The sequence below is a fragment of the Paenibacillus sp. RS8 genome (assembly GCF_041956825.1).
GTDB lineage: Bacteria > Bacillota > Bacilli > Paenibacillales > Paenibacillaceae > Paenibacillus_AQ.
The window spans coordinates 4,128,024-4,142,131 of sequence record NZ_CP168131.1 but is presented as its reverse complement, the minus strand read 5'-3'; the positions used below and the strand labels follow the sequence as shown (position 1 = coordinate 4,142,131).

The window sequence follows — 14,108 nt, the reverse complement described above, 5'->3', positions numbered from 1 at the left end:
TTACATCCACCTCCAGCCTGCGGGATATTCGTTCTTGAGTATGCCATCCTGCCATTTCCCCCAGCCTGCGCTATAACCGTCAATGCAGACCAGAACGTATCCTTTTTGGGCACTTCCTATTCTAATAGAGAGACGTTCTTGAGCAATCGACAACGTCTCTCCTTTAAGATAGGAAATAGCTTCATGATTCGTACTGGAGAGTGAGACACTTCGGCAGCTTTCTCCCGGATGTAAAGCTGTAGCCATCGGATGACCTGGAATAAATCTGCCGTTACGGATTTGTCCTACATACCATCCCGGACGAATCGTCTTTAATCCATTTAGTCTTTCCTTAGGAAGCGGAGAAATGTACAAATGATCCCCGAACAGAACAGGATATCCTTGAGGTTCCCAGCCAAGCTGATCTCGTACAAAACTCCCATACGCTGCCAAAGCCTGCTCGTCACCTGAAACTTGCCGACCACGGTCAGCGCCACCAGTAGCTTTGTGAGAGGATTTCCCTTCTTTCCCCCGTCTTCCTTCTGATTTATTGGATGATTTAACATGTGCTGCACTTTTTGGAGTAGTAGTTCTTGCTCTTGCAGATTCGTTTAACTTGACCTCTAAGTGATCACGTTCCTCCATTGAGCGCTTAGTTCCCCCATGTTGCAATACAGCCATGAAATGTCCTTCGCCTTTCACCTTATGCGGCCACAGTCTTGCTGTACCTGAGAGTTCTCCGAAGCCAGGAGCGAATGAGCCTGTACCTCCTACCGCTACCACTGAGAACTGTGGATGTTCAGAAATAAACTCCGCTATAATTTCCTCATTTTCTTCTGTAGCAAAGGTACAGGTGGAATAGACAAGTGTACCTCCCGGTGCCAATGCTGTTGCAGCAGAACGTAAAATATCCCGCTGCATGGAAGCATATTTGGCAGGTGTACCTGAATCCCACTGCTTCACCATGTCTTCATCTTTACGAAACATCCCTTCACCTGAGCAGGGAGCATCAATCAAGATTTTGTCAAAAAATAATGGGAATGCAGCCGCGATATGATCTGGGCTTTCATTCAGTACAACACCATTACGCACTCCATACAGCTCCAGATTTTTGGCTAGAGCTTTAGTCCGTTCCGGATGAAGATCATTACTAACCAGCAAGCCTTCCCCTAACAGCTTGGCTGAAATCTGAGTAGATTTTCCTCCAGGTGCGGCACATAAATCAAGTACACGATCACCCGGCTCTACATTAAGCAATTCTACAGGTGCCATCGCACTTGGCTCTTGAATGTAATACAATCCTGCGTGGTAGTGAGGATGTTTGCCTGGTCTAGCGCCATTCTCTGTATAAAATCCAGTAGGACACCAAGGAATCGGTTCCAATCCTAAAGCAGAAAGAGATTTTAAACTCTCCACGGAAATTTTCAATGTGTTAACACGGACGCCTCCGTAAGGAGTTTCCTTATAAGAATTCGCAAATTGATTATAATCTGTTCCCAGCATGTCCATCATACGTTCGCTGAAAGAACTAGGCAATTGTGCCGCCATGATGCCGTCCTCCTGATAGTATTGCAAAAATTTAGGTGTTTAAAGATTCAAGGAACACCCTTACGGGTGTCCCTTATACAATACTCATATATAGAGGATCTTTTACTTACGATGAAAGGATGTCGGTCTCTGAGGACCACGTCGTTGAGGGTTATTCGGTGTGATAGCTACAGCTGCAGTCTCCACTTGGTCGGCTAGACTTGGATCAATAATCTCTATGGTTAGATCGTAATAAGAAAATGGCCGCTCATCATATAATGCTAAGCGCCGAACATAATCTTTCACTTCTTCCACGAGTTTCGCCAGATTAATGCCGAGTGTCACTGCTGGATATTCTTCCAGTTTGGCAGAAGCACCACTCAGCATAATAGCTGCACCGCGAACATTCTGATTGCGAAAATGGTATAACCCTACCGCTACTTGGAGAAGTGCTTTGTACAAAGTATTTCGGTCCTGGGCAAGCCACAGTTCTTCGAGCACCTCGTGACATTCAAAATAATCCCTGTCACGATTAAAGTACACTAGGTATTCCAAGTACAATGGTTCATAAGCCATCCGGTAAACTATCCTTTTTAGCTGCGGAAAGAAGTCCCCGTACATGATCCAGAAGCTCCTTCATTGCTTCCATATCCTGAACCTGCCATATTTCGTTAAAGCGAGCCTGCGTATCTATTGCTTCATTCACCAAATGATAGAAATACAATTGATGAATGGCCTTGAGAATCTGAGTGGTCATATTCGAATTTTCCTCGAATGTCTTCTGTGCTTCCAGAATCTCTTCCCGAATACTGGACATTTCGCTGTCGAGGATCGATGCTGCTTCAGCTGCTGTTTTTAGTCGAACACGCATTTCATCGGGTAGACTTTCCCGATATTTATAGTTCAGGGAATGCTCTATGGTTGCCCAGAAATTCATAGCTAGCGTACGAATTTGGATCTCCGCGAGCACAATTTTCTGGCCAAGCGCTGTCTGCACAGGATATTTAATAATCATATGGAAGCTGCGGTAGCCGCTCTCTTTATAATTAGTGATGTAATCCTTCTCATAGAGTACTTCAAGATCCTTACGGGCCCGGATATATTCGGCCACTCTGCGGATATCCTCCACGAATTGGCACATGATCCGAATTCCTGCAATATCTTCAATCCCCGTTTCCAGATCTTCCATCTTCACATTCAGCCGTTTAGCCTTTTCCAGAATGCTTGACAGCCGCTTTACACGACCAGTTACGAATTCTATCGGCGTGTATTCCTCTCTTTTCTTCAACTCCGAACGCATTGTTTTGAATTTAACTTTCAATTCTTCCACAGTCTGTTCATATGGAAGCAAAAAAGTTCCCCAGTCCCTGCCGTCCATCGCCTTCGTCCTCCTGTCCTTTCGTCTCCTTCAGTGATGATCAGCGCCCACTGCTTCAGAGATATGACTGAATCCATCCCGCCGTAAGAGCTGCCGTAATCCGGCATGCAATTTGCGGTTAACCTCCGGTCCTTCGTAGATGAGAGCTGTATAAATTTCTACCAGACTCGCACCTGCTCTTATCTTGTCATACGCATCCTGACTGGTGAAAATGCCGCCTGATCCAATAATCGGCATCTTCCCTTTCGTCTGGCGATAAATACTGCGAATGATCTCCGTTGAGCGGTCGCGTAGCGGCTTACCGCTTAAGCCCCCCGTCTCATTAGCCTTTTCATGACTAAGTCCATCACGGTTCAATGTAGTATTCGTAGCAATAATACCATCCATACCAGCTTCTGTCAGTGCCTGAACCATATATTCAAGCTCTTCGTCACTTACGTCTGGTGCTATCTTAACCAACAAACTTTTGGTAATACCGGTGGCTTTACACTGAATCTCCATCTCTTCCTTCACTTGTGCTAACAGGAACGCTAATTCACTGCCATGCTGGAGACTGCGCAGACCAGGTGTATTCGGCGAGCTGATATTGACCACAAAAAAATCACCGTACGGATAAAGCGTACGGATGCATTGACGATAGTCTTCATGAGCCGCTTCATTACTAGTTATCTTATTCCGGCCAATATTAACTGCTATCGGAATTCTCCGATTCTTTAATTTCTTCAGTCGCTGTGCCATAGCATCAGCCCCTTCGTTATTGAAGCCCATTCGATTAATCAGCGCTTCATCCGAAGGAAGACGGAACAAACGCGGGCTATCATTACCCGGTTGACCCTTAGGGGTAACCGTGCCCACTTCCATAAATCCGAACCCGATCGAAGAGAATCCAACTACCGCTTCGGCATTTTTATCCAATCCTGCTGCAAGTCCAACCGGGGACGGAAAATGCTGGCCGAACAGATCAACAGCTAAATCCGCCGTTTCAGGAACTCCGTACATTAAACGCAGCGCAGCGCTTCCGCCTGGCACTGATGACGATTTATCCAATCCACCTATGACGAGATGGTGAGCCTTCTCGGGATCAATCTTAAAGAAAATTGGTTTACCAAAATTACGATACAACACCGTTCTCGCTCCTTAAGGGGTACTTCACAAATCCACGTGTCTACCCGTTTCTGTAGGTTTCTTCTTAATTTTAGCCTTTTCTTGAACAAAAGAAAAGTATTTTACAGTGCGAGTATGTAGAGTACATGATGCTGAGTATAGTAATTTTCTTGTAAACGCATTACAATATAGGTGTATTCAGCGATTAAGAGAGAAAGAAGGTATGCCCAGTATGTCAACTAAACGTAAACCACCAACTTTGCAGCAAAAGAAAGAAGAAGTTAACCGTAAAGCGCTAATGTGGATTGGCGTCAGTTTAACTTTACTAATTCTTCTAATCATCGTTCTGTTTATCGTTGCAGGAAACTAATTCAGCCAGTGGTATACTTTGTGGGGGTTGGTCTGATCATGCTTAGCAGTAGAGCTGAAGCGTTTAGCCGGCACAATCTGCTTTTCAGGCAGAACCCCTTTACTAATCACTACTTTTGTACCTTTAGGAATCAGCGCGAATAGCTCCTCCACATCTTCTCGCCCCATACGAATACATCCAAGTGATTCATCCTTGCCGACACTGTCAGGCTCATTCGTGCCATGAATCGCATAATTACTATCTGAAAGCTGAAGCCCTCTGCTACCAAAATCCCCATCATCTCGTCCATTCGGATTCACTACTTTATCTGTAATGAAGAATTCACCCTCTGGTGTCTTATCTCCGCCAAGCCCTACTGCATAATTCCGTAAAATAATAGAACCACTGACAACGGCCAATCGGTAGTTTTGTTTATCTACAATGACTCTTAGCGGCTGATCAAAAAAAGGAATATCACTCGCAACACTTCCACTTTCACTTAATGCTGTCGGTATACTCCTTACACCCTCGTTAGTTGAGCTTGAAGGCTCCGCAGTGGCTTCTGTCGCTCCCTGTGTCACCTTAGTCATAGCTACCGCTTTAAGAGGGCCGAATTCCCGCTGCATGACGGTTGTCGTCCCACCAATCCAGTTCTCAGGAAAAGTTCCTGTTAATTCCGATAAAGTAGCAGGAAGCTTACCTTTATCATTCTGGTAAGACCGCATTGCACTCCATAATGTGGCAATTTCCTCTTGGTCACTCTGCCACACTGCCGCATCCTTGGCAAGCTCACCTTGCTCAGGCGGCTCACATGCACATGCCTTAGGATCGTAAGACTGATACACCATCCGTCCCTTTCCATTCTTTTGCAGCGTGAAATTTAGAGGAAGCTTTTCTTTCCATAGCAGCCATTTACCCTCTCGCTCCATCCCTAATGCAGCAGCTTGAAAAGGTTCTTTACGGATTAGCATTTTCGCCATTACTTTCCCTTGCGAAGCCGCGCCATTATTCTCTTGCGCCGTATACATCATTTTTCCTGCCTCGATAACAAGCTCTTGGACAGAGTCTTTTTGATCAGGCAGATCTTTGACTTCTGAAACAGACGCATCTTGAAGCACTTCTTGATCTTCTTTAACACCAATGCCCGGAGCCACTGCTGAAGGTACCATTAGCAATATTAGAAGCATTAGTACCATTGATATGTATCTCAATCTTTGTTGACCGCGCTCACGCTGGCGACTCACCTGCAGCAATCCATCTTCGTATTCGCGTAGCATTTCAGCAGGTACCTTACTATGCTCGAAAGCCTCATATACTTCACCAGCCTGATTGAAGCAATAGTTGGCTTTTCCTTGTTGACCGTTCTTATAGTATTCCTTCCCCAGCAAGTACCATGCCATCTTGTTATCCGGGTGCATCTGTACATATGCTTTGAGGTGCTGTGAGTTCTTCATCGGAACCTCCGAGTATTTATAATTCCTACCTTATTAATATCGGTCAGACATAGCAAAAAAGACATCCCTAGCTGAACAAAAAGTTCAAAGGAGATGTCTTTATGTTGTGTCGTACGTTACTCTTTATCGAGTAATTAACCTTCTTTGTTAAAAGGTTCGTCCGCAATTTTAATGGAGTCGGTTGGGCAACCGTCACAGGAATCTTGGAGATCATCAAACAAATCATCCGGAATCGCTGTCACACCGTGGTTTCCGTCATTTTCATAAATAACTTCCGCCAAACCTTCATCATCGTAATCAAAAATATCAGGAGCCGTCGCGCCACATGCACCGCAAGCGATACAAGTGTCTTTTTCGACCCAAGTGTACTTAGCCATTTTTTCTCTGCCTCCCGTTGAGCAATACTGCGCTGTTGAACCAGCGTCTTATTTTTCTCATATTAATATAAAAAGAATACAATTTCAATTGATTTTCAATACGTTTGCATTTCTGACGCAATCTACGGCATATATTTTGACACGTCAAAGAACGTTCTTGTCACTCATTATCCGGCTCAACAGATAGCAGATTATCCTTTTGCAGCGAGGTACCACGTTCTTTATGATTACGAAGCCTTGCAGAATGAGCATCACTTAACATCCCGGCGGTCAAAACTGCATTTTCACCAAATTTATTGCGCAGCATATCCATAGCCTTGGTCAGTGATTCTTTCTTTGGCTGACGTTCGTAATCGAACAAATCCAGTTGAATTGCAGATTCCTCTTTAGCGATCAATCCTTGCAATGTCACACCAAGCAGTCGAACTGGCTTCTCACCATTCCAATGTCGAACATAGAGATCACAAACAGACTTGTAGATATCTTCACCACTCTCTGAAGGTGCCTCAAGCTGACGCGAGCGAGTAATCGTCTTCATATCTGGCGTTCGAATGGTAAGCTGAACACCAGAAGCAACAAGCCCCTGCTTACGCAAGCGCCGGGCTACCTGATCACTTAAATTCAGCAAAATGGGTCGTACCTCAGCAAGGCCAACGACATCCCGCGGCAGTGTGGTGGTGTGTCCGATCGACTTACTTTGCTCTCGCTCAGGATTTACTATCCCATGATCGATGCCGTTCCCTGCACGCTTTAGCCATGAGCCCATAACTCCAAAATTCTCAACGAGCATTTTCTCATCCGCTGCTGCTAATTGACCAATACTGTAAATACCCAGCTTTCGAAGCTTTTCTGCTGTTTTTCCACCTATACCAAACATTTCATTACATGGCTTGTCCCATAAAATCTTAGGAACATCACGAAGCCGCAGTACCGATATACCATTTGGTTTTTTTAAATCGGAGGCCATCTTCGCCAGCAGCTTATTTGGGGCAATACCAATAGAGCACGGCAAACCCAATTCTTCCATTATACGTCGTTGGATAGTTTCCGCAATTTCCATAGGAGTACCGAATTGCCTGGAGCCCGTGATATCTAAGTAACATTCATCTATCGACACTGCTTCCAATAAAGGTGTATAGCTATAGGCAATCTGCATAAAAGCATTAGAATATTTCCGGTATAAATGGAAGTCCGGCTTAATAACGATAAGCGATGGACAAATCCGAAGTGCCTTTTGTACCTGCATACCCGTCGAGATCCCCAATCTGCGGGCGACATACGAACAAGTAACAATGATCCCTTTCCGTAATTCAACACTACCTGCAACTGCAGTAGCCTTACCTCTGAATTGGTCCGGGTCCTCTGCCTCATGCACCGAGCAATAAAAAGCATTCATATCCACATGCAGGATGACCCTGCCACTCGTTGGATAATACTGATCAACATTCTGCACAATATCTACCTTCTTATCTTCAGGGTCTCTATTGTCCAATTTAGAATACCTCTCCGCTGCGGTTAGGTCAACTTTAGTGGCTGTAAAGTTCTTTGTTACATTCCCGCGTAAAAATGCTATAATATATAAATTCATTTCCCTTGCCAATGCTTCCGATGTGAGTTTTGCACGAAGTGAATCCGGAAGACGAAGCTTACAAAACTTTTAGGAGGACACTCATGTCTAAGTCCATCTCCATCTTCGATACTACATTACGCGACGGCACCCAAGGTGAAGGTATCAGTCTGTCGGCTGACGACAAGCTGAAGATTGCCAAGAAGCTCGATGATCTGGGTGTGCACTATATTGAAGGTGGCATCCCGGGAAGCAACAATAAAGACATTGAATTTTTTAAAAGAGTCAAGGAGCTTCATTTGAACGCCAAAATTACAGCGTTCGGCAGCACTCGGCGGAAGAATTCCTTGGCCGAAAACGATGACAATTTAAAACGTATGATTGATGCAGGGGTTCCTGCTGCTACACTCGTCGGAAAATCTTGGGATTTTCATGTGCACACTGCATTACAAACTACACTTGAGGAGAATCTCGCCATGATTGGCGACTCCATATCCTACTTGAAACGTCAAGGCCTAGAAGTGATTTTTGATGCCGAGCATTTCTTTGACGGGTACAAGAACAACCCTGAATATGCAGCAGCCGTTCTGTCCAAAGCCAGGGAAGCCGGAGCAGATTGGCTTGTGATGTGCGATACCAACGGTGGAACATTACCATTTGAAATTCATGAGATCGTTACTACTCTGAGTCAACAACTCCCAGGAGCGAATTTCGGAATTCACACTCACAATGACTGTGAGTTGGCGGTAGCTAATACCCTTAGCGCCATCGGAGCTGGAGCACGGCAAGTTCAAGGCACCATCAATGGGTACGGTGAACGTTGTGGCAATGCCAATCTATGTTCTATCATCCCTACCCTTCAGCTCAAAATGGGGTACCACTGTATTCCTGGTGATTCATTACCACAGCTAACGAACACAGCACGCTACATCAGTGAAGTAGCCAATGTTAATATGCCGGTAAACCAGCCATACGTTGGAAATGCAGCCTTCGCACACAAAGGTGGAATCCATGTCTCCGCCATCATGCGTGATTCACGGACCTATGAGCACATCGCTCCTGAGCTTGTCGGCAACAAGCAACGCGTCCTGGTCTCTGAACTGGCTGGACAGAGCAACGTGCTCTCCAAAGCGCAGGATATGGGTTTAAATCTGGACCCAAGCAGTGAGCAAGCTCGCCGGGTGATCGAAAAGATCAAAACGATGGAACATCAAGGTTATCAATTTGAAGGTGCCGATGCGTCACTGGAGCTTCTTCTTCGGGAAGCTACCGGTGAGATGAACGAAACCTTCACTTTTGAATCCTTCAAGATGTTAGTCGAAAAAACCGCAGAGCATCCCGTAGTCTCTGAAGCCTTCGTGAAATTGAAAGTGGGCAATGAGAACCTCTATACCGCTGCTGAAGGTAACGGTCCGGTCAACGCACTCGACAACGCTCTTCGTAAAGCGCTGCAGACTTACTTCCCGCAGTTGAAAGATATGCATCTATCCGACTATAAAGTTCGTGTAATAGATGAACAGGATCAGACTGCGGCAAAGGTACGAGTATTGATTGAATCTAAGAACTTCACAGACACTTGGAGTACGGTTGGCGTCTCCAGTAACGTCATTGAAGCAAGCTGGGAAGCACTTGTTGACAGTATGCGTTACGCACTTCTGAATCAACTCTCGCTGGACAATGAAAATTCTGCAAGTAGTGAACCTAGAGGTCTGGTAAATCATTAATTCATATCGTTTATAAGCATTCATATGACGAAGAACCCCCTTCAACAGTCCAACTGTAATGAAGGGGGCCTTTTATAATTCTAGGTGTAGATCCTTTATGGTCCTGTAAGCTTGATTATTTTCTTCTCCAGCTCTTCCGGACTAAGAATGCCCAAAATAATTTCTGAGATGACTCCATTCTTGTCAATAAGCACGTTGGTTGGAAATACAGCTCCGTTATATTTGCTATATACCTCATCTTTCACATCAAACATAACCGGGAATACAAGACCGTATTTCTTGATAAAACGTTCTGCATTAGGTTTATAATCCTGACTGCTCACATTAATACCGTAAATATCTAGAACATCCTTATACTTTTCCGCCATGGCATTAAGCTCAGGAGCTTCCTGCTTGCAGGGATCACACCAGGATGCCCAGAAATTAACGAGGACCGCCTTCTCACGCGGACCGTTAACAGCATAGATAGTTCCATCCGTTCCTTGGAGTGAAAATGAAGGCGCGAGCAGTCCAGCCCTAGGCCCAATTTTCATCGGTGGCTCATCTTGCTGTCCAAAAACAGCGACAGCCTTCGGCTCACGATTATGCCACACCGCAAACCCTGCTACGCATACAATAAGAATCACTATCGTGATATTTAATTTATTTACTGCTTTCATTGGGATCTGTTCCTTTTCAAATGGAATAGTTTTCTACTATTGTACCCTCATTAACTTCAATTTCAAACCATCCATTTTTTAGAGAAATAGAAATATAAAAATTTTTGTATAGCAAGAAACTTGTACACATATTTTCATACAAAAAAGAGGGTTCCGTCAGCGACGAAACCCTAATGAAGAGAGAGGGGTGAACAAATGGCAACATTACAGGGAAATATTCAGCCTATAAGACTGAAACATTCCGTACAGCAAGCGCTGGGGAAGCACCTGCTGTCCAGTTATCCGCATGAAGCATGCGGAGTCCTGCTGGGTGCTGCCGCAGCGGGTGGCATGCTCATCGATACTTACGTACCTATGCGCAACGTAGCGCCAGACCCGCTGCACACATTTACTCCCCACCCTGAAGAGTGGATTCATGTCCTTTACAATGAGCCGACACTCATCGGTTTATTTCATTCCCATCCAAATTCAGAACCAATACCCTCGCTCGCTGATTATAAAGGATTAGCAGCACTAGGGCCTGAATTTAAGATCTACCTTATCGGTTCTCCCAGAATTAAAGATGGTTGCTCTCCAATTCTGAATGGATTTTATATTGAGCGGTATTCAAATGAACAAGGAACACCTGTCCCTGAATTAATTCAAGCCCCGCTTCACGTTCTACTCAAATAAGCATATAAATCACCTAAGGTATCTACTTGACCCCGCTCCGAAATTTCTCGAAGATAAGCCACCCATAGTTGGGCTGTCATTTTGGCATCTTCTAATGCATTGTGACGTCCACGAATCGGAATTTCATGGACATTTAACAGCTCGTCGAGTGTATAGTTGCTACGCTGCGGCTCGAGCCAACGTGCAAGCATCATCGTATCCAGCACCCGGTGTGTAAGCTGAACTTTAGAAGTTTTCCATAACGCAGCATTAAGAAAAGCTTTATCATGAGAGCTTGCATGTGCCACCAGCACATTTTGCCCGACAAAGGACATAAAATTGTGAAGACCATCTATTAAGGAGGGGGCGGATTGTGTCATTTCTTCCGTTATCCCTGTTAACCTCGTAATATCATCTGGAATAGTCGTCTGACAATTCACCAAGGTATAAAAGCATTCATCTTCCTTAATATTCTCTCCAACAACCTTAATTGCACCAAACGACATAATTTCATCCCCATGCTGATGAGAGAATCCCGTCGTCTCTAAGTCAAATATAACAGTCTCAAGTTCTGACAGCGGGGTACGCAGCACCTCAGGACGACGCTTTTCACGCATGAGTGATCGGATATAGGCCATTTGCTGTGCAGTCTGATGAGCCGTTTCTCCACCCTTCATCGAAGCGATCGCCGACGGCATTCCGCCTTGTCTCAGGTTATTCCAAAATCCCCCATTCTTGTTCGGCTCCCTCATGTTCGCCACCTTTCCGCTGAGCGGAGCTGACGCTGCAACGCCCGATGAAGACGTCTAACAAGCAGCAGACTTTCTCGCAGCTCAGACAACAGCTGCTTATTCTTCAGTTCACTTTCAGCAACATAATCACTGCTGATTAACAGTCCATCCTGGACACTAAATGGTGTGTTCACTCGCATCCGCATCGCCAGCAAGAAAGCTCGCCGAATATTATCCAAATGTTGATACTTGTGAAGCTTATCAAGCTCTTCAATTCGCTCTAAGGTCGAGTTAGCTTTAATTCCATGCAATAATGACAATCGTCTAACAATATTTACTAATGGGATATAGACCCCATACTTAATATCAAATCCACCTGCATAATCACCAAAGCGCTCTGTCAACACCTGTCCCAGCAGATTCAAAGTCGCTTTATGGCGGACTGTATTACGAAGAACGGCAACGGACAACTTTTCGTTGTCAACAAAGCCTTCATAAAAAGCCTCTTGCCACAGCGCTGATAACTCAGCACTTCCTGCAACATGGCGCATATCTGAAGAAATGATAAGATACCGGATAGGCTCCCATTCCAATTGGGTTCTCCATTCCTTCAATTGCTCCATCCATTCAGATAAGGTCTTCCGCCACATCCCTTGGGAACACATGACCTTCCCTGCACATTTCTCATATCCTACCTCTTCAAGCAGATCGGATAATATCGTTCCAAAAAATTCAAAATATCTATTCTTCTCACCATCTGGCTCACCGTCAACGATCAGTCCATTATCCTGATCACTCCACAGCGTAGCCTCCTGCCTCCCACTACTGCCAAACACAATAAAGGAATAAGCACAGGGAGGCGGGCCATAGCCCGCCTCTTTCATTTGCGCCTCACATATGAGTACCGCAGTCTGTGCAATAAGATCATGCATCGTATTCACACGAAACATCCATTCCTCAATTGGAATCACATTTAACTGTTCAAGCAGAATACTTTGGCAAGCAATTCGCCTCTCTTTAAGCTCCTGTGGCGAACCGGCTAAGACGATGGTCCTAAAGCTTTCATCATTATACTCATCTGTTAACTCCATCGAAGCCACACGGTCCGCCTCCCTGTCTGAGGATTAATATTATTGTTTAAGGGTTTTGGATTCCGATTCAGCGATTAATTTCATTTGTTCAGGGTATCCGTAAGTACCATGCTCACTGATATCCAGACCCATCAATTCTTCTTCTTCCGTAACACGAAGTCCGATCGTCACCTTCATTACATACAAGATGATGAAAGAAAGTACAGCTACGAAAGCAAAAGTTCCAACTACCCCCAGTACTTGAACACCCAGTTGGTGGAAACCGCCACCGTAGAACAATCCAGCTTCCCCTACCAAGCCACCTTTAGTAATCAGCTCCGGTACAGCGAATAGACCTGTGGAAACCGCCCCCCACATTCCCGCAATACCATGTACAGAGAAAGCATAGATCGGATCGTCAAGCCCTGCACGTTCCAGCCATTGGGAAGTCATGAATGTGAACGCACCTGCAACCAATCCAATAATAATTGCTGCCCATGGTTCAACATAAGCGCATGCTCCAGTAATTGCAACCAGCGCAGCTAGAACACCATTCAGCATTGCAGGAATATCAGATTTACCAAAATACAACCAAGAAGCAATCAAAGCTGCCAATCCGCCTGCTGCTGCTGCGATATTCGTAGTTAATGCTACGTGACCAAAGAAACCTCCCATTGGGGACAAAGCACTACCTGGATTGAATCCGAACCAACCAAACCAGAGGATAATCACACCTAGTACAGTGAATACTTGGTTATGACCTGGAATAATGACCGGTTTACCATCTTTATTGAACTTGCCAAGTCGTGGCTTAAGCAATATGGTCGCTACTACCGCTGCAGTTGCACCTGTAAGATGGACAACCGTGGAACCCGCATAATCTTGCATTCCCAGCTCAGCCAACCAACCGCCACCCCATACCCAGTGCGCTACGACAGGATAAATTACGATTGAGAATAAAATTCCGAATATAATGTACACACTAATCTTTGCACGTTCTGCCATACCTCCAGATACGATAGCTAAGGAAACCGCTGCAAAGGCCATTTGGAACAAGAATTTAACATTTAAAGTAACATCAGAAAATGCAAGTGATTCAAATGAAGATGCTGTTGAATCTCCGCCATACAAGAAGCCTGTAGTTCCGAAGAAGCCGTTACCGTTACCGAAGCCAAGACCAAAGCCAACAGCCCAGAAGCAAAGACTCGCAATGGCCAGTGTCAGTACCGTCTTACCGGCTACGTGACCTGCATTCTTCATTCGAACTGAACCTGCTTCAAGCATTGCAAACCCCGCTTGCATAAAGAAAACTAAAATGAATGCCAGGAAGGTGAACGCAGTGTCCAACCCGATTTGCAAATCTGCGTTTGTCGGACCGTCTGCTGCAAAAGCACTTACCGGATAAACCATCAGTGTAATCATGGCCAGTAACATCATCAACCATTTCTTTTTCATTTTTACCCCACTCCCCAATGTTATATTTTCTAACAAATCGTGAAACTCTTAATGTCATTATAATCAGAAGTCAGGTAAATTGA

General features: G+C 44.9%; 14 protein-coding genes. 3 read left to right on the top strand and 11 right to left on the bottom strand.

The genetic code is table 11. From position 1 onward, the window contains the following. From ACDZ28_RS19610 to ACDZ28_RS19595, 4 genes are all read right to left on the bottom strand, one after another. On the bottom strand, positions 1-1,527 hold the full coding sequence (locus ACDZ28_RS19610; RefSeq protein WP_339290294.1) for an RsmB/NOP family class I SAM-dependent RNA methyltransferase: 1,527 nt from the start codon (positions 1,525-1,527) through the stop codon (positions 1-3). A gap of 102 nt (positions 1,528-1,629) precedes the next feature. Then, positions 1,630-2,082: a DUF309 domain-containing protein gene (locus tag ACDZ28_RS19605; RefSeq protein ID WP_339290292.1), complete on the bottom strand. Its 453-nt coding sequence runs from the start codon at positions 2,080-2,082 to the stop codon at positions 1,630-1,632. Next, entirely contained in the window at positions 2,072-2,884 is an 813-nt protein-coding gene (locus ACDZ28_RS19600) for a GTP pyrophosphokinase family protein (protein WP_042126350.1), read from the bottom strand. The genes ACDZ28_RS19605 and ACDZ28_RS19600 overlap by 11 nt, the downstream gene beginning before the upstream one ends. Positions 2,885-2,914: 30 nt before the next feature. Then, positions 2,915-4,009, bottom strand: coding sequence for a quinone-dependent dihydroorotate dehydrogenase (locus ACDZ28_RS19595; protein ID WP_339290290.1), 1,095 nt, complete (start codon positions 4,007-4,009; stop codon positions 2,915-2,917). Positions 4,010-4,220: 211 nt separating this feature from the next. Here ACDZ28_RS19595 and ACDZ28_RS19590 point away from each other — a divergent pair, with 211 nt between their 5' ends. Then, entirely contained in the window at positions 4,221-4,358 is a 138-nt protein-coding gene (locus tag ACDZ28_RS19590) for a hypothetical protein (RefSeq protein ID WP_167348489.1), read from the top strand. Here the strand turns inward: ACDZ28_RS19590 and ACDZ28_RS19585 are convergent. The 3 genes from ACDZ28_RS19585 to ACDZ28_RS19575 all read right to left on the bottom strand — a co-directional run bounded on the left by ACDZ28_RS19585 (position 4,355) and on the right by ACDZ28_RS19575 (position 7,660). Beyond that, entirely contained in the window at positions 4,355-5,791 is a 1,437-nt protein-coding gene (locus ACDZ28_RS19585; RefSeq protein ID WP_339290288.1) for a L,D-transpeptidase, read from the bottom strand. The genes ACDZ28_RS19590 and ACDZ28_RS19585 overlap by 4 nt on opposite strands. 134 nt (positions 5,792-5,925) lie before the next feature. Continuing rightward, positions 5,926-6,168 carry a ferredoxin gene (locus ACDZ28_RS19580; protein WP_042126345.1) on the bottom strand — a complete coding sequence of 81 codons (243 nt, stop codon included), beginning with the start codon at positions 6,166-6,168 and terminating at the stop codon, positions 5,926-5,928. Between the two features lie 160 nt (positions 6,169-6,328). After that, complete coding sequence (locus ACDZ28_RS19575) at positions 6,329-7,660, bottom strand: DNA polymerase IV (protein WP_375102551.1); 1,332 nt, start codon at positions 7,658-7,660, stop codon at positions 6,329-6,331. A 179-nt stretch (positions 7,661-7,839) separates the two neighbouring features. Here ACDZ28_RS19575 and cimA point away from each other — a divergent pair, with 179 nt between their 5' ends. Further along, complete coding sequence (cimA, locus tag ACDZ28_RS19570; protein ID WP_042126343.1) at positions 7,840-9,459, top strand: citramalate synthase; 1,620 nt, start codon at positions 7,840-7,842, stop codon at positions 9,457-9,459. Positions 9,460-9,554: 95 nt separating this feature from the next. Here cimA and ACDZ28_RS19565 read toward each other — a convergent pair whose 3' ends face one another. After that, entirely contained in the window at positions 9,555-10,118 is a 564-nt protein-coding gene (locus ACDZ28_RS19565; RefSeq protein ID WP_339290284.1) for a TlpA disulfide reductase family protein, read from the bottom strand. 195 nt (positions 10,119-10,313) lie between these two features. Here ACDZ28_RS19565 and ACDZ28_RS19560 point away from each other — a divergent pair, with 195 nt between their 5' ends. After that, entirely contained in the window at positions 10,314-10,790 is a 477-nt protein-coding gene (locus ACDZ28_RS19560; RefSeq protein WP_339290282.1) for a M67 family metallopeptidase, read from the top strand. Here the strand turns inward: ACDZ28_RS19560 and ACDZ28_RS19555 are convergent. Genes ACDZ28_RS19555 through ACDZ28_RS19545 form a run of 3 tightly spaced genes read right to left on the bottom strand, consistent with a single transcriptional unit; the run spans position 10,772 to position 14,025 of the window. Further along, positions 10,772-11,521, bottom strand: coding sequence for an exonuclease domain-containing protein (locus tag ACDZ28_RS19555; RefSeq protein ID WP_339290281.1), 750 nt, complete (start codon positions 11,519-11,521; stop codon positions 10,772-10,774). The genes ACDZ28_RS19560 and ACDZ28_RS19555 overlap by 19 nt on opposite strands. Next, positions 11,518-12,591, bottom strand: a complete 1,074-nt coding sequence (locus ACDZ28_RS19550) for a DUF294 nucleotidyltransferase-like domain-containing protein (protein ID WP_042132052.1) — start codon at positions 12,589-12,591, stop codon at positions 11,518-11,520. Before ACDZ28_RS19550 ends, ACDZ28_RS19555 begins: the two co-directional genes overlap by 4 nt. A 39-nt stretch (positions 12,592-12,630) precedes the next feature. Next, positions 12,631-14,025 carry an ammonium transporter gene (locus ACDZ28_RS19545; RefSeq protein ID WP_042126336.1) on the bottom strand — a complete coding sequence of 465 codons (1,395 nt, stop codon included), beginning with the start codon at positions 14,023-14,025 and terminating at the stop codon, positions 12,631-12,633. Positions 14,026-14,108: the final 83 nt, after the last annotated feature.